This is a genomic window from Bradyrhizobium sp. 521_C7_N1_3, assembly GCF_052075975.1.
Taxonomy (GTDB): domain Bacteria; phylum Pseudomonadota; class Alphaproteobacteria; order Rhizobiales; family Xanthobacteraceae; genus Bradyrhizobium; species Bradyrhizobium japonicum.
On record NZ_CP197232.1, the window covers coordinates 8,516,852 to 8,540,166 of the forward strand.

The 23,315-nt window shown below is 60.0% G+C and carries 26 protein-coding genes and 1 pseudogene; 17 read left to right on the forward strand and 10 right to left on the reverse strand.

The annotated features are described in order from the left end of the window. Window positions 1-1,113: 1,113 nt before the first annotated feature. The 3 genes from AB7008_RS40120 to AB7008_RS40130 form a co-directional block, all read right to left on the reverse strand. Window positions 1,114-2,115, reverse strand: coding sequence for an ABC transporter substrate-binding protein (locus AB7008_RS40120; RefSeq protein WP_248879746.1), 1,002 nt, complete (start codon window positions 2,113-2,115; stop codon window positions 1,114-1,116). Window positions 2,116-2,549: 434 nt separating this feature from the next. Then, window positions 2,550-3,239 (reverse strand): Crp/Fnr family transcriptional regulator, encoded by a 690-nt coding sequence (locus AB7008_RS40125; RefSeq protein WP_244464319.1) that lies wholly within the window; start codon window positions 3,237-3,239, stop codon window positions 2,550-2,552. A gap of 530 nt (window positions 3,240-3,769) precedes the next feature. After that, entirely contained in the window at window positions 3,770-4,465 is a 696-nt protein-coding gene (locus AB7008_RS40130; RefSeq protein ID WP_041960920.1) for a Crp/Fnr family transcriptional regulator, read from the reverse strand. A gap of 495 nt (window positions 4,466-4,960) precedes the next feature. On the opposite strand from AB7008_RS40130, the gene AB7008_RS40135 reads away from it, so the two are divergent. After that, a complete protein-coding gene (locus AB7008_RS40135; RefSeq protein WP_041960919.1) occupies window positions 4,961-5,152 on the forward strand; it encodes a hypothetical protein in 192 nt (63 codons plus the stop codon). Between the two features lie 296 nt (window positions 5,153-5,448). Here AB7008_RS40135 and AB7008_RS40140 read toward each other — a convergent pair whose 3' ends face one another. Then, a complete protein-coding gene (locus AB7008_RS40140; protein WP_248879747.1) occupies window positions 5,449-5,991 on the reverse strand; it encodes a recombinase family protein in 543 nt (180 codons plus the stop codon). Between the two features lie 308 nt (window positions 5,992-6,299). On the opposite strand from AB7008_RS40140, the gene AB7008_RS40145 reads away from it, so the two are divergent. The 4 genes from AB7008_RS40145 to AB7008_RS40160 all read left to right on the forward strand — a co-directional run bounded on the left by AB7008_RS40145 (window position 6,300) and on the right by AB7008_RS40160 (window position 8,868). Further along, window positions 6,300-6,509: a GDCCVxC domain-containing (seleno)protein gene (locus AB7008_RS40145; protein ID WP_080752141.1), complete on the forward strand. Its 210-nt coding sequence runs from the start codon at window positions 6,300-6,302 to the stop codon at window positions 6,507-6,509. Window positions 6,510-6,727: 218 nt separating this feature from the next. After that, window positions 6,728-6,898 (forward strand): hypothetical protein, encoded by a 171-nt coding sequence (locus AB7008_RS40150; RefSeq protein ID WP_200890086.1) that lies wholly within the window; start codon window positions 6,728-6,730, stop codon window positions 6,896-6,898. 336 nt (window positions 6,899-7,234) lie between these two features. Continuing rightward, window positions 7,235-7,432, forward strand: coding sequence for a hypothetical protein (locus tag AB7008_RS40155; RefSeq protein WP_080752140.1), 198 nt, complete (start codon window positions 7,235-7,237; stop codon window positions 7,430-7,432). 734 nt (window positions 7,433-8,166) lie between these two features. Then, window positions 8,167-8,868 (forward strand): recombinase family protein, encoded by a 702-nt coding sequence (locus tag AB7008_RS40160; RefSeq protein WP_041960914.1) that lies wholly within the window; start codon window positions 8,167-8,169, stop codon window positions 8,866-8,868. On the opposite strand, the gene AB7008_RS40165 is transcribed toward AB7008_RS40160, so the two are convergent. Continuing rightward, window positions 8,846-9,166 carry a hypothetical protein gene (locus AB7008_RS40165; protein WP_248879748.1) on the reverse strand — a complete coding sequence of 107 codons (321 nt, stop codon included), beginning with the start codon at window positions 9,164-9,166 and terminating at the stop codon, window positions 8,846-8,848. The genes AB7008_RS40160 and AB7008_RS40165 overlap by 23 nt on opposite strands. Window positions 9,167-9,462: 296 nt before the next feature. Between AB7008_RS40165 and AB7008_RS40170 the strand changes: the two genes are divergently transcribed. The 6 genes from AB7008_RS40170 (at window position 9,463) to AB7008_RS40195 (ending at window position 14,930) form a co-directional block, all read left to right on the forward strand. Then, window positions 9,463-10,017: a hypothetical protein gene (locus AB7008_RS40170; protein ID WP_152621651.1), complete on the forward strand. Its 555-nt coding sequence runs from the start codon at window positions 9,463-9,465 to the stop codon at window positions 10,015-10,017. 136 nt (window positions 10,018-10,153) lie between these two features. Next, window positions 10,154-10,357, forward strand: coding sequence for a hypothetical protein (locus AB7008_RS40175; RefSeq protein ID WP_041960911.1), 204 nt, complete (start codon window positions 10,154-10,156; stop codon window positions 10,355-10,357). Between the two features lie 129 nt (window positions 10,358-10,486). Continuing rightward, entirely contained in the window at window positions 10,487-10,876 is a 390-nt protein-coding gene (locus AB7008_RS40180) for a hypothetical protein (protein WP_041960910.1), read from the forward strand. A gap of 64 nt (window positions 10,877-10,940) precedes the next feature. Then, window positions 10,941-13,364, forward strand: a complete 2,424-nt coding sequence (locus AB7008_RS40185) for a DUF3631 domain-containing protein (protein ID WP_248879749.1) — start codon at window positions 10,941-10,943, stop codon at window positions 13,362-13,364. Window positions 13,365-13,423: 59 nt separating this feature from the next. Continuing rightward, entirely contained in the window at window positions 13,424-13,735 is a 312-nt protein-coding gene (locus AB7008_RS40190; RefSeq protein ID WP_248879750.1) for a helix-turn-helix transcriptional regulator, read from the forward strand. A 616-nt stretch (window positions 13,736-14,351) separates the two neighbouring features. Next, window positions 14,352-14,930: a hypothetical protein gene (locus AB7008_RS40195; protein ID WP_264621367.1), complete on the forward strand. Its 579-nt coding sequence runs from the start codon at window positions 14,352-14,354 to the stop codon at window positions 14,928-14,930. Window positions 14,931-15,071: 141 nt separating this feature from the next. Here the strand turns inward: AB7008_RS40195 and AB7008_RS40200 are convergent. Further along, window positions 15,072-15,299: pseudogene (locus AB7008_RS40200) on the reverse strand (SOS response-associated peptidase); the annotation flags it as partial. A gap of 389 nt (window positions 15,300-15,688) precedes the next feature. Between AB7008_RS40200 and AB7008_RS40205 the strand changes: the two are divergent. Both AB7008_RS40205 and AB7008_RS40210 read left to right on the forward strand, forming a co-directional pair. Beyond that, on the forward strand, window positions 15,689-15,952 hold the full coding sequence (locus AB7008_RS40205; RefSeq protein WP_248879752.1) for a hypothetical protein: 264 nt from the start codon (window positions 15,689-15,691) through the stop codon (window positions 15,950-15,952). A gap of 94 nt (window positions 15,953-16,046) precedes the next feature. Next, complete coding sequence (locus AB7008_RS40210) at window positions 16,047-16,319, forward strand: hypothetical protein (RefSeq protein WP_248879753.1); 273 nt, start codon at window positions 16,047-16,049, stop codon at window positions 16,317-16,319. A 1,284-nt stretch (window positions 16,320-17,603) separates the two neighbouring features. On the opposite strand, the gene AB7008_RS40215 is transcribed toward AB7008_RS40210, so the two are convergent. The 3 genes from AB7008_RS40215 to rpsU form a co-directional block, all read right to left on the reverse strand. After that, entirely contained in the window at window positions 17,604-17,909 is a 306-nt protein-coding gene (locus AB7008_RS40215; RefSeq protein WP_248879754.1) for a hypothetical protein, read from the reverse strand. Between the two features lie 190 nt (window positions 17,910-18,099). Next, complete coding sequence (locus AB7008_RS40220; RefSeq protein WP_319801724.1) at window positions 18,100-18,372, reverse strand: DUF6894 family protein; 273 nt, start codon at window positions 18,370-18,372, stop codon at window positions 18,100-18,102. A 108-nt stretch (window positions 18,373-18,480) separates the two neighbouring features. Then, window positions 18,481-18,768, reverse strand: a complete 288-nt coding sequence (rpsU, locus tag AB7008_RS40225; RefSeq protein ID WP_212097854.1) for a 30S ribosomal protein S21 — start codon at window positions 18,766-18,768, stop codon at window positions 18,481-18,483. 454 nt (window positions 18,769-19,222) lie between these two features. Between rpsU and AB7008_RS40230 the strand changes: the two genes are divergently transcribed. The 3 genes from AB7008_RS40230 (at window position 19,223) to AB7008_RS40240 (ending at window position 20,049) form a co-directional block, all read left to right on the forward strand. Then, window positions 19,223-19,432, forward strand: a complete 210-nt coding sequence (locus tag AB7008_RS40230) for a cold-shock protein (RefSeq protein WP_212097626.1) — start codon at window positions 19,223-19,225, stop codon at window positions 19,430-19,432. 96 nt (window positions 19,433-19,528) lie between these two features. Then, window positions 19,529-19,771, forward strand: coding sequence for a transcriptional regulator (locus AB7008_RS40235; protein ID WP_248879755.1), 243 nt, complete (start codon window positions 19,529-19,531; stop codon window positions 19,769-19,771). A 62-nt stretch (window positions 19,772-19,833) separates the two neighbouring features. Continuing rightward, window positions 19,834-20,049, forward strand: a complete 216-nt coding sequence (locus tag AB7008_RS40240) for a hypothetical protein (protein WP_212097627.1) — start codon at window positions 19,834-19,836, stop codon at window positions 20,047-20,049. 835 nt (window positions 20,050-20,884) lie between these two features. Here the strand turns inward: AB7008_RS40240 and AB7008_RS40245 are convergent. Beyond that, window positions 20,885-21,106 carry a LuxR C-terminal-related transcriptional regulator gene (locus AB7008_RS40245; protein ID WP_212097628.1) on the reverse strand — a complete coding sequence of 74 codons (222 nt, stop codon included), beginning with the start codon at window positions 21,104-21,106 and terminating at the stop codon, window positions 20,885-20,887. A gap of 795 nt (window positions 21,107-21,901) precedes the next feature. Between AB7008_RS40245 and AB7008_RS40250 the strand changes: the two genes are divergently transcribed. After that, the gene (locus AB7008_RS40250) at window positions 21,902-22,966 is read left to right on the forward strand and encodes a ketopantoate reductase family protein (protein ID WP_028160778.1); all 1,065 of its coding nucleotides are present in this window, start codon (window positions 21,902-21,904) and stop codon (window positions 22,964-22,966) included. The last annotated feature ends 349 nt before the right edge of the window (window positions 22,967-23,315 follow it).

Consider the following 23,315-nt stretch of genomic DNA (forward strand, 5'->3'; position numbering starts at 1 on the left):
AATCTCGCACTTGGGGCAGCGAGATTGCTCGATCATCCGAGTGGAGTGAGATTCCTGCATGTGATGCACTCCTTTGGATCAGGCGGGAGCGCAACACTCTCAGTCACCGATAACAGCCGGGGCAGGGCGATGATCGGACATTCTGCGCAGGAATATGGCCTGGAGTCGAGGTGAAGCGGCAAGTTGGGACACGATTTCAATCGGCTAAATTGAACCCAGGTCGCTGCAATGCCCGGTTCGGGTTAAAAGCGCCGTTTAGAATTTTGGAATTCGTTTCGAGTTTGCCCCGTGATAAGCATACGATTTCGGAGCCTCGCTGCACTCCGTGCTAGCGCCCGGCGGGCGACATGGGATCGCATTCCAAAAAGAAAAGAGGCCGCCACCTGAGGTGGCCTTACCGCAGTATGAAGGTGCTCGTAATCAATACCGCGACCAGCGATGAAGTACCGAAGATCGCAAGGCCAAGACATATGCGTGCCATGATACCGGCCGCTTCAGATGAGGAGTTGGGCAAAGCGCTCCCCCTTTACTGTGCAGGCGGGAGCGCGATTCGGACTCTCAGCCACCGACGCCTACGAAGCGGGCTTGGCCGGTGATGGGGCTCAACGTGCTCGGGTTTCGCTTGTTCCTCGGACCCGTGTGCGGCCCTGCTTCTATTCTGGTGGGCGAAGTCCCGGCGACCTAAGCCACTCGTTCAAGTGGGAGGCTATTTCGGCCTGCCGGGCTTTGCGGATCATTTCCTCCCGTGCCACGCTTGGTGGAAGCAATTTGGCTTCAGCTCGTAGGCGATTTGCTTCCTCGGAAAGTCGTTCTTCAAGTGATGAGGTGTGTTTGAAACGACGACGCTGCTTCATGACGCTACCTCGTGCATACGGATCCTAAACCGTGGGTTTGCACTAATGACGTAATATGCCGACGCCCTGCGTTCGGTTCCGATCCAAGACAGATCGTTAATATTGAACCTTTTCAGATCCCGCTCTGGTCGGAGTCTCATTTGGGTCAAAAGCGCCGTTTGCGAGGTCGGCCAGTCACTTCCGGCGTACCTTGATGAGCGGACCTTCTGAGAGGCCGCGCAGACTTCGCATTCGGGCCAATCGCAGACATTCTGCCTGCTCATTCGATCACTTCGTCGGCGGTCAGAAGAGAGTCTCGACCAGCCGCCAAACCAAGCGCCTTGGCCGCTTTAAGGTTTACAACCAGCTCGAACTTGGTTGGCTGCTGTATCGGCAACTCGGCCGGCGTTGCGCCTTTGAGTATTCTGTCCAGATAGATAGCGGTCGCGCGTGACAGGTCAGGCAGGTTGACTCCGTAAGAGACAAGGCCACCGAGCTCCACGCCCTCTCTGGCGGCGTAGATCGTCGGGAGGCGGATCTTCTCGGCAAAGGGTACAATCCGAGAGTACTGGCTGTACAGCATCGGACTAGGAAACACGACGAGACCATCCGCTCGCGCTTTGGCCAACTCCGCAAACGCGCTTTCGAGATCGGCGGGGCTATCCGCCGGCACAAGTTGAAGGCTTGCTCCGAGAGATCGGGCGGCGCTCGCAATCTCGTTCAGCATCCCCTTCATTGTGCGCTCACCGTATGCACGAGGGTGCCACAAAACGACAACGTGAGAGAGACCAGGAACGATCTCCTTAAGCAGTTGAAGCCGTTTGGACACCAACTCCGGGCCGAGAAATGCCGTCCCGGTGACATTGCCGCCCGGCCGCGCCAGGCTGGAAGCGAGTTCGTCGTCGACGGGATCTGCCATGCCTATGCCGACAATCGGAATGGTGGAAGTCGCTTTCTTGGCTGCGCGGACGGCCGGGGTAGCCAAAGCAACAATTGCGTCGACGCGGTGCGTCACGAATTCCTGCGCGTACTCGTTGAGCTTGTCCTCATCGCCGTCTGCGAATTTACGGTAAAACGCGACATTCTTTCCTTCAGTATAGCCGAGCACACGCAATGCCGGCACAAACGCATCGAGAGTCTTTAGACTTGCGTCGGACTTGTCACCGCGGCCGAGTGAAAGCACACCGATCTGATGAAGCTTGGTCGATTGCTGAGCATGACCTGCGAACGGCCACGTTGCAGCCATACCCCCAACAACCGTGATGAACTTGCGCCGTTTCATGCGGCCCTCAGCCAAGCTGAACTATCGTACAGACAAAAGGTGGCGTCTTGGAAGTGTAATCAGGCCGGTGAAAGTCTGCTTTGGGTTAAAAGGCGAAGAACTCAGCGTGAGCAAATCTCGTCCGCTGCACCCCACTAAGCTGACCACAGTGAGCGGTGTCAGCACTTCGCTGATGGGCCAGAAGCCGACATCAGCTGCCAGCTGAGGCGGCTTCAATTGAGGAGGCGCTGACAGAGCTTCTTGATGATCTGCCGCAAGCCGTTCGCGTACTCCTAGATGACCCGCAGGACTTTACCCGAAGGACGCGCGTCTCACACAGGCCGCTTCACTGCCGAAGCGGGCGAAGGCTATCTCTGAGGGGGCCGCGTCGAGGTGGAACGCGTTCGGGCAAGTCCTCGCAAAAGCAGCTTGAAAACAGGATCTCCAAATGGGCGTCAATCGCCGCCGCGCGTTCCTGCGTCCGCGAGTTCCCGCAGCGCCAGCGCATCGAGGACGACAATCGCCCCGTGTTCGAGACGAACCCATTTTCGCAAGGCCCACGCCCCCAGTTGCTTGTTGATGCTCTCGCGGGTCATGCCGACCATTTCGCCGATTTCCTGTTGCGTAATCGCAATGGTGCTCCCTTCGGCGTCGACCTTGCGCTTCTCGTTCAGACCTAGCAGCGCGCTGGCAAGTCGCCCCGGCAAATCCTGCAGAATGAGCTGCTCGACCTGATCGCTTGTCTGCCGGAGCCGCGCGCACAGCAGCTCGACGAACTTCATGGCGAGCGTCGGTTGGCTGCGCACGAAGGGGAGAAAGTCGCGCCTGTCAATGACGCAAATCTCGCAATTGGTGTTCGCCGTGGCGTCGGCGCTCCGCGGCTGTCCATCCAGGAGCGCCATCTCGCCGAGCAGCTCCCCGGGCCCGACAAAATTGAGGATTGCGTTGCGGCCGTCGAGAGAGGAGATACTGATCTTCACCGTGCCGCTGATAACAACGTAAAGGCTGTTGCCCGGATCATCCTTGGCGAAAAGCGTGGCGCCTCGCTTCAGCACAGTATGCTTGGTGTAGCGGCAAAGCTGGTCGAGCGTCTCGGGCGCAAGATCGCGAAAGTACGGATGCTGGCGCAAGACCGACAATTTAATGCTCCGAGGCTCCGCCCCACGAAAATCCGATGACCATCGACGCGACAGCGCCGATGGCCATTCCCTGAAGGAGACGAGCCCGTGACTCGGCCTGCAGAATTGATTGAACTAGCATGGCTTTTCCTTTCGATGAGAGGCACGTGCAACCGTACACCACCGACAGGAGTGCTGACGGCACCCCGAGCCTGAAGCAACTCAATTTACAGGTTATTGTGCCTGCCGACGGCACCGGTGTTGTCTATCGGGAATAGCGGCCGCTCGGCAGTTGGCCGCTTTATGACAACACGCGGGCGCTTCAGGATCCGCGCCCGTCGAACAGTTGATGCAGGGTGCGCCTTATCCAGCTTCGACACAAGGACATAGTGTTCGGCAAGACTAAGAATATCGGCGACGGCCCTAGGTCCGCCTTGGGTCACAAGCGTCGAAGTGAGCACGGCCCCGCGTCCGGTCTGCCGCCGATAGCCGACACAATGGTCTCAGCCTTGTTCGGCTAAGTAAGGGCCAATGGCCGACGTAAACGGGCCTAGGCCCTAAGGCATGGGCAGTAATTGCTGGTACTGCCCTCTAATCGTTTCGTAGCATTCGCAGGCGCATTCGTGCAGACCCTCGACATCAAGTATTTCTATCTTACCGCGCGTGTACTTGATCATCCCGGCTTCCTGAAGCGTCCGGGCAACCGTCGTTACGCTGGTGCGCCGGACACCGAGCATTTCAGCCAAAAATTCTTGCGTGAAAGGAAGGTGATCGCTTCCCGACAAATCGCGCGCACGCAACAGCCAGCGGCAAAGGCGGGCATCGACTTCGTGATGCGCCATGCAGGCAGCCGATTGCTGCGCTTGCGCAAACAGGGCCTGCTCGTGTCGCATGACCGTCGCGATTATGGACTCCGACTGCAGCGCCCCGCCTCTGAATGCGGCGGGGTCGCACACCATCGCATCGCCGCCCAATTGGACGATGGCGTGGCTCATGGCGACTCTTCCATCCAGCGCAGATGCGACACCAATAGCGCCATCCCTGCCCACCATGGCGGCCTCGGTCATTTCGCCGGTCGCAAGCGACACCACCAGGGAGACGACAGCGGTTGTTGGGAAATAGACGGCTTTGACCGTGTCGCCAACATCGTACAGCACTGTCTTCTGCTGCAGATGAGTGGCTCTGAGATGAGGTCGCAGGGCGGCGGTATCGCTCGCTGACAAGGACGCAAGTATCGCGTTGGACTGGAACATCTTTGCGCTCCCGTTCGACAGGCGGGAGTGCAAGAACTCTCAGTTACCGACGCCCAATATCGTGGCCGGCAATGACGGCATCGTAACACCGCTGGGCCTCGGTTCTGCTCGGTACCTGACTCAGCGAGGGCTTATTTAGGGATTTTGCGGTGCGGTAGCATCCGACATTAGCGTAGACGATTCAGATTTTGTGTCGGCTACCGGACAGACACAATCGATTTGGGAGACCTAAAAAAATGCAGCCATGAGCAATCTGTGAAAGGAGTTTGTGCCATGGGCAGCACGCGCCGACGTGTCAAACACACATCGAGTTTTGAAGAGCGGCTGGCCGAAGAGGCCAATAAATTCAGGGAAGCGGCTGAAAGAGAACCACCAGGCAGCATGTCTCGGGAGCTTCTTCTTCGACGCGCGAGGCAAGCCGAGACAGCAGCGCATGTGAACGACTGGCTGCGTTCCCCCGGCTTACGCTCGCCAGAATAGAACTGAAGGGCGCCCGTGAAGGATTATCAAGCACAGCTCGAAAAGCTGCGAAGAGACGCGGCTGAATGCAAGCTGATTAGCGAACTCGCTACGGACGTATCGAAGCGGGCGATGTTCGACAGGCTTGCCGCGCATTTGGGTGTTCTCGCGGACCAAGTTGAGCAGGAAATGCTCAGCCGAAACAAGAGCGGCAAATCGCAAATCTGATTTCCGTGCATTATGCCGACTTCCGCTTTGGGTCAATCGCGTCGGTTTGGGCGATGACTGTGGACTTCTGCTCCGCCCTCATAAACAGTCACCGCTACTTCGGTCGCCCGTCAGGCGGGACCAATCAGGCCTCGTGGCCGCTTCGCTATTGCAGACAGCCTAAGGAAATTGTCGGGCTCCATTGCACATTAGTCGGGATTGTTTTGACGGGCGGCTTTGTGAGGGGCTTTGCCGGAAGTAAGCATGCTTTCGTCCGAAATTTTCTCTCCCCCCTCGGGGTGCAGGAAACAGGCGGCTCACTCCGCGAGTGCGCGATAAACTGACGCTCGACCGATCTTCAACGTCTTTGCAATGGTAGACGGCCCCACGCCGTCGGCCTTCATCTTCTTGATCTTCTCGGCATCGATACTCGCCTTGCGGCCCTTGTAGACGCCACGTGCCTTTGCACTCGCAATCCCCTCAAGCTGTCGTTCCCGCCGCAGGTTGGTCTCGAACTCGGCAAACACTCCCAGCATGTCGAGGAAGCACTTGCCCGCCGCCGTGCTGGTGTCGATGGGCTGTTCGGTGGCCTTCAGGATCGCGCCGCGAGCCTTTACAGCGCGGACGATGTCTTGGAGGTCACCGATGCTCCGCGCCAGGCGGTCGATACGGGTCACTGTCAGAACGTCTCCCTCGCGCAGGAAGTCGAGCACCGTGCGCAGTTCCTCGCGACCAGCCGTCGTGGTGGCGCTGCGCTTCTCCGACCGGATGAGTTCGCAGCCTGCAGCACGGAGTGTGCTCACCTGAACGTCAAGGTTCTGGTCGGTGGCGCTTACTCGGGCGTAGCCGATGACGGTCATGGCGATCCTGTCTCATTAGGGTCTGAACCCAAAGACAATGTCGTCTCACAAATCAGATGTCAACCCTAATGAGACGGCATTCTTGTCTCAGCGGACTGACTCGGTTGGGTAAACCCCAAAGAGGCAATGGGCATAATTCACGGCACTGTCACACGAACGTCTTAGTCTCCTCATGCGGCGGTCCGCCGCTCCGTCGCAAGGAGGCTCTTCGCCCGCTGACGGAGATTGATTGCCAGACCGGGCGGAGGGCCCTTTGCTGTCACCTCGGCGTTGCAACCCGATACTCGCGTTGCTGCTAGTGAGAGTGAATGCAGACCAAATCCACATTGATTTGCCCCTCCTGCGGCCACCAATCCCTTGAGGTCATGCCAACCGACGCCTGCCAGTTTTTCTATGACTGCAAGGGCTGCGGCACTCGGCTTAAACCCAAGGCTGGCGACTGTTGCGTGTTTTGCTCTTACGGCTCTGTCCCGTGTCCATCGGTTCAAGAGCACGGCAAGGCATCTTGCTGCGAATAAGGCCGCGGACGTATCCAAAATTTTGGTTTCTGACGCATATGTTCGCGTCATCGGACACCTAAATACCTGCGAAGGAATTTCTTTCGCGGACCATGCCAAGGTTCTGTGGCGCGCGCGGAGCGGGGACGCGGGCCATCTCACTGCGCCGCAATAGTTTCACAGTTTTGAGCAACCAATATCTATGCCTGCTGGGGGTCAGAGCATGGGGGGACATCACCATGACTGACAGTGAGCGCAAAGAACGCGTGGATCGACTTGAGCGCTATCGGGTCCTTGAAGATGAGACTACGGACCCGCTCGCGGCGGGTTTGCTCCATGACATTGTCGAGGAGCTGGAAGCCGAATTGGAAGCAATAGCTGCAATGGCGGCGTCGATGCTTGGCCGGTAGTGCCAACGCTTAGCGCCGGTCCAGGGCGCAAGGCCACAACGGACAAGTCTGCGCGCGGATGCTGTCCTAATTCTCCTCAGCGAGCGTCGGAGTCGGAAGGGGGGCGCTTTGCAGCGACCCCCTTTGCCGGTTGAAATGCTCGTTCGGGATGTGAAATGCCAGCCCCGGCGAAAGTCACATTAGAGGCATCTAGGGGCTGAGGCGACTCCGATAAATTACTGCATGCATCGCTGTCCTAGTACGCTGCTGCGGGCTCACGAAGAGGCCTGTTCCTCTGGGTGAGCACCAGGCGTAATATTTCCATCGACCGCTGAGGTTCACGACGGGAGGACGTTCATGAAACGCCACCGGTTCAAGCAGGATGGAGCGCTAGGCGAACGGCTCATCCAGGAAAGTCGGCTTGCGAGGGAAAAGGCAGGTCAATTGCCCCCAGGCGAGGAGCGTGAAAGCCTTTTGGATACGGCCCGCGAAGCCGATATGGCCGCCCACATCGACGAATGGCTGAACTCGCCGGGTCTCAAAGCCCCTACGTAGAAGTAAGTCGGCGCAATTGACGGCCTCTTTCATTTGCCCGAACGCCCCATGCGCCGACATCAGTTGTGCTGCCCAGTTGCGGACCTCGGCTGCAGAGATGGGTTACATCAATCGTAGTGGCGCACCTTGAGCGGCAGGCCGGTCTCGCGCGAGAGGCGCTCGGCCAGCGCATGCGCCTTGTCGGCGCTGTCCTCGCCCTCGAAGCTTTCGAGCAGGTCGAGCATCTCGCCGTCGGCGTCGGCGTCGGCGTCGGTGTCGGCGTCGGTGGCGGTGTCGAGCGCGTAGACGTGGCGTGCCTCATCAACGAGGCGCAGGCAGTCAACCTCGATGATGCGGGCTGCTGGGATATGGGCCGCAGGACCACCTCATGCCACGTGAGTTAGACACTAATCTACGCGTCATTCGTTCGCAAAGCATGCTTTGCCGCAAGTTTTTCCCTCCCCCCTCCCCCTGATCAAGAAAATATCCCTGCGCCTGTCTGCGCAGCGGCTCCAAAGCACCAGCATGCTTTCCCGCAAACTCGTCCCGCCTCACCTCCTCCGCCAGAAACCTCTAGCTCGATCTTGCTGCTTCGCATCGCATGAACATCGTGCCCTTTACGGGCGCACCTGGTCTCACTCGAAAGCTCGATCAGCCGAAGGTAGGGGATTCGAACTGCGATCATATTCGCTAGATTCTCTGCGTTTACAGACAGACGTTCGACCGTCTGTAATTTCTGAGAGGATAAATATTCTATGCGACCTGCCATTGCCTACATCCGCGTTTCAAAACCCAAGCAAGGCCGCAGCGGTCTCGGCCTAGAGGCACAGCAGGCTGCGATCAAGGCATTCTGCGCGCAGCATGGCTACAGCATCGAGGCCGAGTACCGCGAGGTGGAGACTGGCAAGGGAGCGGATGCGCTGGAGCGTCGTCCTGAGCTGGCGGCAGCCATGAAGTTTGCCCGCAAGCTCGGCAAGGGTGGGAAGGCTGGCGCAGCCCCGATCCTCATTGCCAAGCTGGACCGTCTCAGCCGTGACGTTCACTTCATCAGCGGCCTGATGGTGCAGCGCATCCCCTTCATCGTCACCGAGCTCGGTCTAGACGTTGATCCGTTCATGCTGCACATCCACGCGGCTGTCGCTGAAAAGGAGCGCGAAAGGATCGCTCAGCGCACCAGGGAAGCTCTCGCAGCAGCCAAAGCGCGTGGTCAGATGCTCGGCAATGCTGCAATCGGGGAAGCTCGCAAGGCGGAAGCAGACCTGCATGCGGAGCAATTCCGCTCCATCTTTGAGCCGCTGCGCGACCTTCCGGCGAAACGGATCTCGGTGATCTTGAATGAGCGTGGGATCGCGACCGCGCGAGGTGGTAAGTGGCAGGCCACCCAGGTGATCAGGCTGCTCGGTCGCCTGCGCTTCTCAGATGACAACCTTGGACTCAGCCCGGCTCGTCCGACCTGACCTTTGCTGGGGGCATCAGCAGCATCGTGTCCGGACTGAGGCCGCCACCTGCCGCAATCCGATACAATTCGGCATCGCTGAGCTCATGGATCGGAATCTCCTGCCGATCAACGACCTGCACGGCCTTACCATCCAGGCGGTCGATGAGTTCGTGAATGTAGGCAAGATTACCCGCTTCCGCCTTGTCGAGTAGTTGGTCCGCAATCCTACGCAGAGCAAGCGGACGACTGCGAAGCGCGATCCTCAGCGCGTCGTTGAACGGCTTCTCCTTGTTCACACTTCCGATTGGCCTGCCCATTCAAGCCTCCACGGCCATGTATCTCTGCTCCTATGCACTGAATCATATTCGAACATTTGCCTCGGAACTAGAGCTTGTCTCAGCCGCTCTGTCTGGCCGACGACCCGTCATCCAATGCCGACCAACGTGGTTACGTAACCAACTCGCTGCGTGGCAAATTTCATATCCTTTCTGATTTTCAAGCGCACACCGGAATACGGTGGAAAACAGAGACGCGCGGCGCTCGTGACCCCAATATTGCCCAAACTTGGAGAAGTCTGTGATGTTGCCAATGTCACGCTGGGCAAGCTGCTCCCATGAAAAAGACATCACGTACTCGCGTGAAACGCGGGCCCCGGCCTCCTGTTACAGCAAGCAAGGAAAAGCGGACTTACACCCCCGGACAATATGATTACTACAAAGCCGAATGGGAGCGGCATCGCAACGCCCCCGACTTCGGCAAGGGTAACGAATGGCTGACCGAAACTCCTGCACTCGAGGTAGCGGCTCAGCCGTTTCTCGCAACATTGGACGAACTCGGGAAGCTGACGCAGCAGACGATCTTTCACGAACTGCGTGACGGGATCAAGTCTGGCTGGCTGATCAACAAGGGCGGCAACTGGGCGGCGACCCACGTCCTCAACGCATGTAATCCCCGCGTGTGGGACCTTTGCGAGGAGATCCTTGAAGATATCGGAACGAAAAAGGGAAGCAAGCGCGTCATTCTCGCGAAGGTGGCAGCAGAGAAGCAGGTCATCGCCAGCAGCTTCGAGGCCGCACATGCACGGCTTCAGCTCTTGTTTCGCGCATGGAAGAGGATGAAGGCGTGGCAATTGAAATTAGATAAGGCATGTTCGAATTCCAATTCTTGATGACGGGCATTTGTAGTTCGAATCGTTTGCCCACATTTCGGATTGCAAAATCCCGAACAGACCGAATAATTCCGATGCAATAAGCCCAACTATGTGAACATTTGGCGGTCGAACTCCCCAAAGTCGGAGATCGACAATGCGCCGCACCCTCACCCCCAATTCCAAGCTGCCGGATCGCTATCGCGTGAGCGACGAGACCATCCGGCGCTGGAAGGCTGACCCCCTCCTCCGTTTTCCGAAGCCCGCTGCGGTGATCAACAACCGCGCGTATTTCGATGATGACGAGTTGCAGGCTTGGGAAGAGCACAGGCTGTACTCGCAGCCCCCGGTCGATACCTGATCCGAATTTGCGAAAGCCACGGCGCGAACCGTGGCTTTTCGCATTTGGTCCTCGCGTCACTCGAGCCCCGCGCGAGGATCGACCAAAATCGGAGCTCAACAAACCGAAATACACGCAAGGAAAATCACTATGAACATGCAGCGTAAGTCACCCACCGCCGCTGATCTGGACGCGATCTACGGCTCGCGGTTCTACAATGGGTCCAACCTGGGCGCTAACCGGCCGGTCTTGACCATCGTCCGGGTGGGCGTTGAAGAACTCCGCGGCAAGAATGGCCCGGAACTGAAGGCCTTGCTGCACTTCAAGGAGAGCACCAAGCTGGTTGCGCTCAACAAGACCAACAAGGCGGCGCTCGAGAAGGTGCTGGGGATCGAGCCGGAGAAGTGGATCGGCGCCACCATCCGTCTCTGGGCCGATGACGCGAACACCTTCGAAGACAAGCCCCACCTGCGTCTGGAGGTGCTGAAGGCCCCGGAGTCGGGACCGACCGGTCCCGACTACGACGACATCCCGCTCTAGTCGCAATCGCTGGGGAAGCCTCGATGGCAGTCGAGGCTTCCCTCTTTTTTGCGTAGCAACGATAATGCCGACCGAAATCCGCCGCAAGCTGCTGATGCAAGGCTACCAGCCCATCCCGACGGCTGGCAAGGTGCCGCTGTTGTCCAACTGGACCAAGCGCGATCCGACCTCGACGGGCGATATCGAGGTGTGGTCCAGGCTCTACCCGAACTCCAATACCGGCATTCTGTGCGCGACCGTCCCCTGCCTCGACATCGACATCGAGGATGCAGACGCGGCCAATGCCGTCGAAGCGGTCGTGCGCGAGCAGTTTGAGGAGCGCGGCGCGATCTGCGTTCGCTTCGGTCGCTCCCCCCGCCGTGCGATCTTCTTCAAGGCGGCCACGCCGTTCAAGCATGCCGAGCGCAAGTTCGTCGCGCCGAACGGCGACACGAAGCAGAAAGTGGAAATGCTCGCCGACGGTCGGCAGGTCATCGTCCATGGCATCCATGACGGCACCGGCAAGCCCTATTCCTGGTTCGGCCCGACGCTGTGCGACACCCCGCGCGATGATCTGCCCACAATCGATCAGGCTGGTACCGAAGCCCTGCTGGACGAGATTGCGCGCCTGCTCGTCGAAGCCCACGGCTACCAGCTCGCGCCGTCCCGCAGGCCCGGCAACGGGACCGACACCGAGGCGAGCAGCACTGACTGGGACATATTGCAGCGCGACATTCTCGCGGGGCATTCCCTGCACGAGAGCCTGCGCGATCTCTCCTGCAAGATGATCTACGCCGGGATGGAGCCCGGCGCTGTCGTGAATTTCCTGCGCGGGCTGATGGGGCAGTCCGCCGCCCCGCACGACGAACGCTGGCAGGAGCGCGTCTCCGACATCCCGCGTCTCGTCGAAGGCGCCGTGAAGCTGAGGGCCGAGGCCAGCAAGCCCATGCGTCGCAGTGGTGCCCAGAGCCCCGTCGAGTCGGGTACCGCGCTCCTGAACGACGTGCGCGGCTTCCTGTGCCGGTTTGTCAGCTACCCCTCTGTGCACGCGGCCATCGCGCACACACTGTGGGTAGTACATACGCACCTGATGAGTGCGTGGGAAAGCACCGCGCGACTGTCGTTCCTGTCGCCGGAACCGGGGTCGGGCAAGACCCGCGCCTTGGAGGTGACGGAGACGCTGGTGCCAAGGCCCGTTCACGCCACGAACGTTTCACCCGCCTATCTGTATCGGAAGTGTGGGAGCGAGGAAGGGCCGCCGACCATCCTGTTTGACGAGATCGACGCCATTTTCGGACCGAAGGCGCGGGAGCATGAGGACGTCAGGTCGTTCCTCAACAGCGGCCACCGGCGCGGCGCCACCTTCGGCCGTTGCGTCGTCTACGGCAGGCGTGTCGAGACCGAGGACGTGCAGAGCTTCGCTGCCGTCGCGCTGGCCGGGTTGGGCTGGTTGCCGGACTCGATCATGACGCGCAGCATCATCATTCGCATGCGACGGCGCGCGCCCGATGAGCGCGTCGAGGCTTTCCGGCACCGCACGCACGCGCCCATGGGCGAGGAGTTGTTCGGACGGCTCGAAGCGTGGGCCGCAGCCGTTACCAGCCAGGCCGAGGCGGCGCGACCGGAAATGCCGATCGGGATCGAGGATCGCACGGCAGACGTGTGGGAGCCGCTGCTGACCGTCGCCGATCTGGCCGGCGGCGAGTGGCCTGATCTGGCGCGCAAAGCCGCCGTCGCCTTGGTCGCGGCTGCGACCAGCGATACACCGCCGAGCCTGAACATTCGCCTGCTCTCGGACCTGCGGACGGTCTTCAACGCGGCGGACGCAACAGTCCAGGCGACGACTCCGAAAGGGTTGCCGACCAGAATGATCCTGGAGGCACTGCACGCGCTCGAGGCGGCCCCGTGGAGCCATCTCAAAGAGCCCCTGAACGATCATTCGCTGGCCAGCCGTCTGCAGGCTTATGGGATCAAGTCCGAAAATCTCCGGCCTCGGGGGGCGAACCAGTGCAAGGGCTACCGCCTTGGCGACCTCACAGACGTCTGGTGGCGCTACCTGCCCCCTTCGGCTTCTCTCTGCTCCCCGGAAGGCGTCACGTCCGTCACAACCGTCACAGGCGAGGCGTCTCAGGATGTTGCCAGTGACGCTGCGAACCTGCGCAACGTCGTCAACCGGGATGATCCGTCACATCCCAATGCTCCGACGGCGCCGGACGCCGCGACGGATGTGACGGATGTGACGCCTTTGTACGAAGGCACAGAGAGGCCGGGGTCGCAAACCGCCAAGGATCTCGACAAGGGCCTGAGCCCCTACCTCATCCGCGAACTGGCCAACTGGTATCTGAGCAAATTCGAAGAAGAGCGCATGGCCAACGGCACGGTGCAGGAGGAAGCGTTGAACGCCAGCCTCCGCGCGGTTCTCGCGGACCGCGGGGTCTTCCCCGAGTTTATCGAGGTTGAGTTCGAGCGCGTGATGAAGGTTGTCTGCGCGCCCCTGGGCAAAAGGTAAGGCCGTCGGAGCGGTGAACGGCTCGAACGGGTTGGAAACAAACATCTGGGATGTGGACGATGAGCGCACCAAAGCAGGCACAAGTTGAGGTCAGCTCTGCTTCAGCAGAGAAGTCCGCCGCCCGCCGCATGCTCAATGAGGCGCAGGTTCTGGCGATCATCCCTGTCAGCCGCACCACGCTCTACCGCATGGCGAAGGCTGGCCGGTTTCCGAAGTCCACCTACATCAGCCCGAACCGGCGCGTCTGGTACGAAGACCAGATCGTCGCCTGGCAGAACGCGGTCGATGAATTCGACCCGAAGCGGGCTCGGGGTAAGGGGCGGCGCGCGCGTCCGACTGTTGCTGTTGGAGGCAAACCGAATACGCCCTGAGGAATGGGGGTATATCCGACCCATAGCGGCCCCGACAATGACGTTGCGCATGTGCCTCTGGCGTATGCCCACGCATTCGCAACAACAATCCCCCTACCCTTTGCCGCTGGTGCGCGCATTGCGTTAAGCCCAAATGACTAGACTGCTGGAAGCGATCGGAGGCTGGCGAGTTGCCGGGCGATGGCACCGATCGTGCAACCGGGCTTGTTGCCTGCGTGACCCCGACATTGCGCGAGGCGCGGGCACAGCCGCATCGCGGTCCTCTTTGTCGACCCCACGCACGACGATCCCGAGCGCATCACCCGGCAATGGCCGCTGCAACGCCCTAGCCTTCATCCCGCGCCGCGCATCCACAGGTTCCCGCTCCTTCACCCTGGGAACCGCTCCAGCGACCGAGAAGGCGGCTTGATCAAGATCAACGCCGCCGCTCGACTGCCGCAAAAAGTGGTGCATGGCATCAAGACGACTTTTCACCATCGAACTTACCGCGATTGCGGTCATCGTTCTCAGCATGGCCGTACTCGCGTACATCGGGTTCGCCATTTGGTCAGAACTATGAAGACCGAGGTGCGCCGAGGCCGCCGCTTACTGTTTGGTGATCTGGAGCATGGCATCAATGAAACGCTGTCTCGCTGCTTTCGCAATCGCCGCCAGCCTGTGCGCACCAGTTGCGCGCGCCAACGATGCCCTGGAAGCCGAGGTGCGGGCCTACGCTCCGGTCTTCTCCCTCGCCAAAGTATGTGACATCAGGATCAGTGAGGCCACTTCGAGTGACCACCGCGCCATGCTCGAAGCGGTGAAATCCGACCCGAACGCCGACAAACTCGCCTACCGCCTCCATTACGAAGCGCAGACGGCCTACATCAAGGCCCGCGATGGAGGTCAACGGGTCACCTTCTGCAAGGACTTTATCGCGACCAACAGCCAATACGCCAAGGCGCGCTTCACTGCCGTCGTCGAGGACCTCATGAGCGACGTTAGCACGAGTGTACAGAAAGCGATTGCCCACAACGTCTGCGGTGCCCCCCCCGTCAAGCTATCCAAGGCCGACTGGAAGCCGTACGCGCAAATCAAACAGATGCTCCAGAACGAGCAAAAGTTGGCCAGGAAAAACGCCGAGGCGAACGGCTGGAACGTCACCGAGGAAACAACGGCGGTCACGGAACAGTTCTGCGCGGCGGTAAAAACCCGATGAGCATCCCGGCGCACCATCAGCCGGTAGCCCTCGTGCTTGATTTCGTGGACCCAGTCCGGGCCAGACGGCGGCTCGGCCACCTTCGACGGTAGACACGGTTCGATGAAGCCGGAGGAACGCCGCTGAATCAAAATTCTTCATTCATTCGAGGCCGTCAAGGAAAGGGTTGTTGAGTTGCGCTCGCGCCGCGCAATCCTCTTTGTCGGCCCCGCGCATGACGATACTGAGTGCGTCATCCGGCAGCGGTGGTTGCAGCGCCTTGGCTCCATCCCACGGTACGCGCATCCAAACGTCCCGCTCTTCGTCGGTCGTCAGGATGACCGGCATGGCCTTCGGATGGATCGGCTCGACCATCGCGTTCGCCTTCGTCCCGAAACTGCGAAGCGTACGTATTCCATTGCCGCCCCCCTAACCGAGCCAGAGGATGCGTCGAGCCACGTAAGGCAAGCAAGCCGCCCTTACAAATTGCGGTGGATAACGTGACGGACGCAACAGCGCGCGGGCTCGCGCGGCTGATCGGGCTCGACGGGCTTACGCATGCCGAGATTTCGGCGCGGAACGACCTACACGATTGAGTGAGATCAATCCCTGCTATCCCAGCTTCCGGACAAGCAACAGTTTAATAAAATTCGCCACTTAACTCTAAATCGGGTTCCAGATTTTCAGTCCGGTTGAAGGGCGTATGGTTGCTCCCATTAAACACATGCGCTTCCGTTACGTACCAAAAGCCAGCGCGGCCAACGTACCGAGGACTGCACATGAACAAGCATCCTACCGAAGGGCTGCTCTTTTTTGATGGCAGCCTGAATTTGCGTGTCATTGCTTACGATATGAGCCGCACCGGCGCCGTCGTTCACTCAGACCGGCTCGGCCTGCTACCAATCGATTTCTACATCACGTTCGACGACTTTCTGACGGTGGCGAGATGCCGGCTCGCGTGGCGCTATCGCGACGATTTCGGCGTCGTCATCGAACGCTGGCTTGATCTGCGCCAGCGAATTGAGAGCGGCCAAGCCGGGTGAAGCCATCCGACGGCATTGCCCGGTGCTTCTGCTGCGCGCTAATTACTAATCCCGCCCTCGTTTCGTACGTCCGCGCCACGCACCGCCTGACCGAATGAAACTAACTGCCGAACATTCCTTCGCCCGCCCGGAGGCCGCCGCCCGCAAACTGGTCGAACTAGCGGCCGCAATTGAGGCAGTGCAGGACGGCCGCATTCACATCGAGAAGATCAACGTGCCCTTCCTCTACAAGTTGAAGGGCAAAGGTCCAGAGTTCAGCGCCGGCATCAAATACGCCGTCGAACAGGGCTGGCTCGAACTGCACGAGAGCGGGACCTATGTGCGCCTGCTAGGCGCGGGCGGAGAAACGGCCCCAGCACACCCCTAGTGCCGAGGCCGTTGGAGGTTGCTCGACGGGGTCGTCAAGCCGACTGATCATAGGCCGGGCTTTCGGTTCGTCTGTGCACTTTTGCTCAGAGCCGCTGACGCGCGTCTGCCTCAGCCCGCCTCGTCCGAGCACGCGGCCAGTCGCCTGCCCGGCGGGTCTCGTCGGCTGCGACCGCGCGGAGGTCGCCAGTAGTGACAGTCTCAGGCATCGCGTTGCCGCAGGATAACTCACTTCCGCTTCCGGCGGCATAGCCGACCATGCCGCGCTTGCCGCTGCTTCAACCCAGTCGTGAATGACCGGAGCGGTCATGAAGCGGCAAAGAAGAACTCGGCTTTGTGGTAGACTTCGTCTGCCGACGCGATCGTGAAAATAGTGAGCGCAGGCTCGCTGGCTCGTTCAAGCTCGCATATAATTCTGCCTGCGGCTGGCTTGCCCGGTCGCAATCTACAGTCCAAACAAACTTTCCCGCCGGCTCACAAGGTCGGCGGGTTTTTCTTTGGCGAGACAGGAGCCGGCCGCTCATGCCGGCGAGCTCGTTACGTTCTGAGAGCGTCAATCGCGTGGGCGACGAGAATGCTAATGCTGAGCACGGAAGCCTTTCAACGTCCGTTATTCGACGGGTCCAACGGAAACCGTAACCTGTCCTCTCCTACCGTTGGTGGCTGCTCATTCTGGCGATATGGTCGGGCTGATCGCCATTCTGCCGTGCAGAGGATTCCCCGATCGCACTGGTCCGCAAGCCTAAGAAGGAGTTCCGCGTCGACCTTGTCGCTAGAGGCGAGTGCTAGTCTGCGATAACGGATCGCGCGGGCGCTGCTCATGGCATCTCACATCTCAACCCTACCGAACAACGATTTGTTTCCGGTCGGCTTGCCCTGGCGCACTTTCCCTAGAATGAGGCGAGGCCGCCGGATCACGCACGGCGCGCCTTATTTCAGAGGGTGCAAATCGCCTTGAAGCCAGCGGCCAAGGGCTTTCGAATGCATAGGATCTTCGTAGGGAGCAAGGGTCGTAAGCCAGTGGTTGCAGACGGCGCACTGATAACTGTGCAAGTCCACGCCTGGGCGCTCTGGCTCGATGCTGACAAGCATCATCGACGCCTTGCACCTCGGACAGGCGGGGCGCTGCAAAGTGATCCGTGGAATGGCGGGAGACCGGCGTTGAGGCTGGACCATGATGCCTCCCTACGCATCGGCGGGAGCACAACACTCTCAGTCACCGGCAAATGCCAGGATAGGGAACGGTGATAACGTGAATATGCGCCGTACCGACCTCAAACGCGAGTCATTTGGTCACATGGACCGCGAAAGGCATGGTAGCGCGACTCTCGTCGAGATGCGGAGATATGGGGCCGCATGACCCCGCGGCAATGGCCTCGCTACGCTTGGTTTCGGCATCGAAGATCTTGACTTGCAAATGGGGAAACCGAGCCTTCAATTCTCTACCGAACTCTAACGCACTGTCTTTTGCCTCGAAGGATGCCTTGATGTGGCCATCGACGACCAAGGCATAGCCGCTCGTCATGGGTTCAATCGACGCCTTGGTGGCGCGGGTAGAGGCGGGCGTTGCCATCCTGCGCTTCTCGCGCATGTGGAAACTCCAATTTCGGGATACCCGCACCAACGGACTGCGGACCTCAAAGTTCCTTTTGACCGCTATCAACGCGCGCGCTTCCATCGGTCTCCTGCCCGATGGGATCGCGGTCTCGACGATGATCGCCGAAGACCGCTCCGGCGATTTACTCCGGTCTCCGGAACCATTCAGGCGATTTCGGACTCCTTCATTGCGTTGTTTTGCTGCTGCTGAAAATGAGCGCTACTTTAAACACGCGCTCAATGTCAGTTCGCACCTCGATGGCAACGTCATGTCGTTCGTCCGGGGGTGCGAGATCGCGGGCCAAGCCTGAAAGCGTTTGGGCGGCCTCCACTTCGGCCTCCCGCTGAGTTCCAAACTCCAACCCCTCCTCGTCGGGGTAGAGGCCGGTGTTGTCCCTGATGTCGAAGTAATATCGGGTCAATGTGGCGCACCTCTGGTTTGGCATTGATTTGAACATCACTGCCAACCGGCCGCTCCTTGCGAACGAGGACGCTGCGAAATTCAGTTGGAGGCACCGGGCCCATACGGACAGTGCCGCACCCGTCGTTTTGTCCTCTCTTGGAAATCAGGAGTCCTTTTCAGTCGGCAGGCCTGAGAGTCTCGGCAACGGCGGCTTGCGCTCCGAAAGCTTCTTTTTCGGGGGCGCCGGAAGCAGGCCTTCCCTGATCGCCTGCTTCCGAGCGAGCTTGCGGGCCCGTCGAATGGCCTCGGATTTTTCGCGCACCTTTTTCTCCGAAGGCTTCTCATAGGAGCGTCGTTGCTTCATCTCTCGAAAGACGCCCTCGCGTTGCATCTTCTTCTTCAGAACGCGAAGCGCTTGATCGACATTGTTGTCGCGGACCAATACCTGCAATTGAAACTCCTCGCTGGGTTGCAAAAATGCGGCGGTCCTGCACGCAGCCAATTGCGCAGGAGTCTCGTTGCGAATGGGAGAATGAGAGCGCCGCGTATTTCTTCGCCGGCCTCGAACGAGCCGATCTGCTTGTCGCGGCGATACGGTTCAGTAGGTGCGACGTGACCACTCTGGCGCGGCCAAGTCAATCGATTAAACGTCGATCGATAAAGCCCTTCGCACGCGCCGACCGGAGCATCCTAAGCGGCTCGCGATCTGCAACCAGAGGTGTAGGGCCGAAACGAATTAGCCTCCCTCCTTGCAAAATTGCGAATGTCATATATATTGACTGGATTCGATTAGCCGCTGTGCCTTGTTGAACGCGCCCGCGGGCTCCTTTTCCAAAGACATCGACGAAGTTGAAATTACCGCGTGATTGTCGCGCGGCACGCGCTTGTGCGCTTTGGAGAAGAAAATGACGACAGGTACCGTTAAGTGGTTCAACGGCCAAAAGGGCTTCGGATTTATCCAGCCGGACGATGGCAGCAAGGATGTGTTCGTTCACATCAGTGCGGTCGAACGCGCCGGTCTTTCGGGTCTCGCCGAGGGCCAAAAGGTCAATTTCGAGGCCAAGACCGATAAGATGCGGGGCAAAGTCAGCGCCGAAAACCTGTCGCTGGCCTGATCTCGTAGTGCCGTTTCACGGATGTACTGAAACGGCTATACTGCCCGCTCGATCCCCGGATTGAGCGGGTTTTGCCTATTGCGGAACGGGTGAAGGATGAGCGCCAGGAAATCGGCAGTACCGTCACCCGAAGCAATCGCGCGGTCCGATCGTCAGCGCTTGGCCGCTGAAGAGGGAGCGCAGGCGATCGCGGACGTCGAGAGACAAGCCATCGAGGTCCGCAAGAATATGGCGCGGCTTCGCGAGCTGCGCGAAGCAAAGGAAGCGGCTGACGCAACTCATCGAGCATCGTCGCCAGCGCCCGTACCAAAGAAGCGTGCGACAAAGTTGCCGCGATAGCCGGCTTCAGCGACTGTCGATGAATTTGCCGAGGACCGAGTCATAGCCGGGGAGAGCAGATCGTGCCCAGAGCCAAGTCGGACGGCAGCGGAACAATCACTTTTTCTCTTGCGCTCGGCCCATCGCGACAGACGTGCAGACTTGCGACGACGTTCCAGACGGACAAGCAGGCTTTCAGCTATCTTCATAAGCATCGAACGGAGTTCGAACATATTGCGCGAACGCGCCTCGCTTCAGGCGAACTTGAAGACGGGATCGTCGTGCTCTCGATGCTCTAGGTCGAAACGGGAAACGCCGAGCGGTGGAATCGTAACTCCCGCCGCCGAGATCGCGCAGGCGCCACATGTGGGTGCAGGGCTCACACAAGAGAGCCAGAGCAAATCAAATTAATCGTCACGCCTGCAATTAGCGGGGCGATGGTCGCGACCAATGACCGGAGGGTGTTTCGCACCTACGGGCCGAACAGCAGCGTCTGGAAGAGCGTGCGCGATGGCATCTCGCTGCGTACAGTCCGGATGCTACTCGTGTGCCGCTTGATCGAGGACGAGCCACAGACGACCGTCACGCCTTCGCTCACCACCATCGTTTGAGCAAGGCTGGCCTAGATATCTTGCAAGCGAGCGATGTCAGAATAGGAAGACGCGGTCACACCTGACTACGCCCCTCGTTTACATTCCGTTAACTGGTCGGGCGGATCATCGGCTCGTTCGGCTACCCGGACACCGCAATGAGACGCCGTCACCAAAATCCCCCCAAGGTCATGGTGACGGCTTCTTGCTGTTCTGGATCAGAGATCGAAGCGGGACAAGCGACGGCACCGGCAAGGCTCGCACCGTCACCTCGAATGGCGCGCACCGCATCATGGACATCAGAACGAGTGGGCCGCCGGTAACTTCCTGCAATTCCCGACGACCCCTGTCGGTCACTCCCAATGCCCCTGCCCAACGACAGTAGGCGTGACCGCCCATTGAGGGCGAGCATACTAAGCGAGGGCGACGGGGAAATTGATCTCGATCAATCGTCGCCCGAGGCCGTAGGAAGGCCGTCGCGCACACAGCGGCGGGGCCTGGGAAACCACCGGGCGGGCTGCGCCAGCGCACTGGCGACCCACCCTTACGTCACACCTTTGTAGCTTGATAGGTACGCCAACCGCATGGCCGCGTCATCGATTTCGGCCGGTGAGTTGATCCCTAGCTTTAGAAGCAATCGGGCTCGCTGTTGTGAAATCCGCTCAGCACGGTCTCCGAGCCGCCCAGCTATCTCACGATCCGTTTTCCCGGCCGCAATGCGCCTTAGAAGCTGCTTTTCGCGTCCACTGAGTTGAGGTTCGCGCATGGCGGTACCAACCGATGCAGTGTTATGAAGCTGCTTGCTTACAATCGCGCGAGCGGGCCAGAAAGTGTCATTAGGTTCAGTCTGCCAGCGTGCGCCCCTCAGGCCCCTGCATCGCGCCAGGGCGGCAGGGCCACGAGAAACCGGGCAAGCCCCGCCAGCGCCCACTGTGAAATAGGGCCTAATAGGGCCCGGCGGGTTTACGGCGAGCCATTCGTTTCAGGCCAACAATCGAATAATTCTTTTATTTTCAATGTCTTGTTCCGCTTTCAACAAGCCGAAAAGAGCGCTTGCGGAAAGGACCACACGGTTTTGCCGTACGCACGGCCCGCCATTTCGCCGCAGTTTTCCCAGCCCTGTCGACGGAGCCGGAAACTTACAGACGAGACGAAGCCTAGCAGCGCCGCTCATCCGGCACGAAGTCTTGGGCTCACGGAGAGCAATCCGCCCTGCCCCTGACCTCTCGCGCCCGACGCTGCCGCATCCACCGCAAGCCCGGCTCGCGACAGTGACGACACAAGATCGCCCCTCTTGGTGAGCCGGGATGGACGACACGTACGCCGTTTCCGAATTTCGGTAAAGCGGAATATTTTCACGCGCGTGGCTTGACGCCCTCTCGGGTGTTTTGCCCGTTAGGCAACGAGAACCCCGTCGCCCGCGCCAGCCCGGCAGTCCACCTCCGCCTTGTATGCATTATCCCAGTTGCCATCCCCGCGGACTTCGCTTTACATGCCGGCAACTCGCCCGCGGATGACGGCCGGGGCTCAAAAATCACACACATTTTCAAAGGGACGGAATATGGCGCGTAACATCCTGATTCTCGGGGCTTCCTACGGTTCCCTGCTGGGCACGAAGCTGCTGATGGCGGGCCATAACGTGTCCCTGGTCTGCCGCGCCAAGACCGCTGAGCTGATCAACCGTGACGGTACCGAGGTGCGCATCAAGCTGCGCGACGAGGCGGTGCACCGGGCGATCTTCTCGCGCGACCTGCCCGGCAAGCTCGACGCGGTGACGCCGGGCAATGTCGACCTCTCGCGCTACGACATGGTCGGCCTGGCGATGCAGGAGCCGCAATACACCAACCACACGGTCCGCGTTCTCATGGTCAAGATCGCCGCGGCGAAGCTGCCGTGCCTGTCGATCATGAACATGCCACCGCTGCCCTACCTGAAGCGGATCCCGTCGCTTGCCGACATGGATCTCGAGGAGGCCTACACCAATGCCCAGGTGTGGGAGCGCTTCGAGCCCGGCCTGGTGACGCTGTGCTCGCCCGACCCGCAGGCCTTCCGTCCGCCGGAAGAAGCCGCCAACGTGCTTCATGTCGGCCTGCCCACGAATTTCAAGGCATCGGCCTTCGCCGACGAGAAGCACAACAAGGTGCTGCGCGAGCTCGAAGCCGACATCGACGCGGTGACGCTCGACGGTCACGACGTGCCGGTGAAGCTGAAAGTGTTCTCTTCGCTGTTCGTGCCGCTGGCGAAATGGTCGATGCTGCTGACCGGCAACTATCGCTGCATCACGCCGCACGAGCCGCAGTCGATCCGCGACGCCGTGCACGGCGATCTCGCGCGCTCGCAGACGATCTACGACCATGTCGATGCGATCGCCCGCCGTCTCGGCGCCGATCCGCAGGACCAGGTGCCGTTCGCGAAATACGCCAAGGCCGCCGAAAGCCTGCTCAAGCCGTCATCGGCCGCGCGCGCGGTCGCCAGCGGTGCGCCTTTCATCGAGCGCGTCGACCTGCTGGTGAAGCTGATCTCGCATCAGCTCGGCACCCCCAATGCCGAGATCGACCGCACGGTCGAGACCGTGGACCTGAAGCTGAACGAGAAGATCGTGCAGGGCGGATCCGGCGCGCAGTAGCGCGCCGCGATCATCACGACCGCGTGATGTCAATGCATGCCGCACGTCATATCTTCGCGCGCTGCGGCCCCAAAATGAGCCATTTCCCAGCGCATTGAGCCCTGGGCGCGCCGAGTTCTCGCTTGTGTCAACGGACCCTCGCCCCTAGGCGGGGATCCTTCATTTGCGCAGCCGCTGCATGCGCACATGTTATCTTGTCTCGCAAATGCACGCAGGCAACATGCGCCGCCGAATATTTCCTCCGCGACGTGACGCATGGATGTCGATTTTCGGCGATGGGTTCCAAGGCTGGCATTCGTCGGCCCTACAAAAATTAGCAGCAGAGCAAGAACACAAGAATGGATGAGGC

Excerpts from the sequence above, each read along its gene's own strand:
- AB7008_RS40120 (WP_248879746.1), bottom strand. The coding sequence starts at position 2,115 with ATGAAACGGCGCAAGTTCATCACGGTTGTTGGGGGTATGGCTGCAACG.
- AB7008_RS40160 (WP_041960914.1), top strand. The coding sequence starts at position 8,167 with ATGCGACCTGCCATTGCCTACATCCGCGTTTCAAAACCCAAGCAAGGC.
- AB7008_RS40230 (WP_212097626.1), top strand. The coding sequence starts at position 19,223 with ATGACGACAGGTACCGTTAAGTGGTTCAACGGCCAAAAGGGCTTCGGA.
- AB7008_RS40180 (WP_041960910.1), top strand. The coding sequence starts at position 10,487 with ATGAACATGCAGCGTAAGTCACCCACCGCCGCTGATCTGGACGCGATC.
- AB7008_RS40145 (WP_080752141.1), top strand. The coding sequence starts at position 6,300 with ATGCAGACCAAATCCACATTGATTTGCCCCTCCTGCGGCCACCAATCC.
- AB7008_RS40220 (WP_319801724.1), bottom strand. The coding sequence starts at position 18,372 with ATGTTCAAATCAATGCCAAACCAGAGGTGCGCCACATTGACCCGATAT.
- AB7008_RS40170 (WP_152621651.1), top strand. The coding sequence starts at position 9,463 with ATGAAAAAGACATCACGTACTCGCGTGAAACGCGGGCCCCGGCCTCCT.
- AB7008_RS40190 (WP_248879750.1), top strand. The coding sequence starts at position 13,424 with ATGAGCGCACCAAAGCAGGCACAAGTTGAGGTCAGCTCTGCTTCAGCA.
- AB7008_RS40185 (WP_248879749.1), top strand. The coding sequence starts at position 10,941 with ATGCCGACCGAAATCCGCCGCAAGCTGCTGATGCAAGGCTACCAGCCC.
- AB7008_RS40250 (WP_028160778.1), top strand. The coding sequence starts at position 21,902 with ATGGCGCGTAACATCCTGATTCTCGGGGCTTCCTACGGTTCCCTGCTG.
- AB7008_RS40175 (WP_041960911.1), top strand. The coding sequence starts at position 10,154 with ATGCGCCGCACCCTCACCCCCAATTCCAAGCTGCCGGATCGCTATCGC.
- AB7008_RS40235 (WP_248879755.1), top strand. The coding sequence starts at position 19,529 with ATGAGCGCCAGGAAATCGGCAGTACCGTCACCCGAAGCAATCGCGCGG.
- AB7008_RS40195 (WP_264621367.1), top strand. The coding sequence starts at position 14,352 with ATGAAACGCTGTCTCGCTGCTTTCGCAATCGCCGCCAGCCTGTGCGCA.
- AB7008_RS40130 (WP_041960920.1), bottom strand. The coding sequence starts at position 4,465 with ATGTTCCAGTCCAACGCGATACTTGCGTCCTTGTCAGCGAGCGATACC.
- AB7008_RS40245 (WP_212097628.1), bottom strand. The coding sequence starts at position 21,106 with ATGCGCGAACCTCAACTCAGTGGACGCGAAAAGCAGCTTCTAAGGCGC.
- AB7008_RS40155 (WP_080752140.1), top strand. The coding sequence starts at position 7,235 with ATGAAACGCCACCGGTTCAAGCAGGATGGAGCGCTAGGCGAACGGCTC.
- AB7008_RS40140 (WP_248879747.1), bottom strand. The coding sequence starts at position 5,991 with ATGACCGTCATCGGCTACGCCCGAGTAAGCGCCACCGACCAGAACCTT.
- AB7008_RS40165 (WP_248879748.1), bottom strand. The coding sequence starts at position 9,166 with ATGGGCAGGCCAATCGGAAGTGTGAACAAGGAGAAGCCGTTCAACGAC.
- AB7008_RS40150 (WP_200890086.1), top strand. The coding sequence starts at position 6,728 with ATGACTGACAGTGAGCGCAAAGAACGCGTGGATCGACTTGAGCGCTAT.
- AB7008_RS40205 (WP_248879752.1), top strand. The coding sequence starts at position 15,689 with ATGAACAAGCATCCTACCGAAGGGCTGCTCTTTTTTGATGGCAGCCTG.
- AB7008_RS40215 (WP_248879754.1), bottom strand. The coding sequence starts at position 17,909 with ATGCGCGAGAAGCGCAGGATGGCAACGCCCGCCTCTACCCGCGCCACC.
- AB7008_RS40210 (WP_248879753.1), top strand. The coding sequence starts at position 16,047 with ATGAAACTAACTGCCGAACATTCCTTCGCCCGCCCGGAGGCCGCCGCC.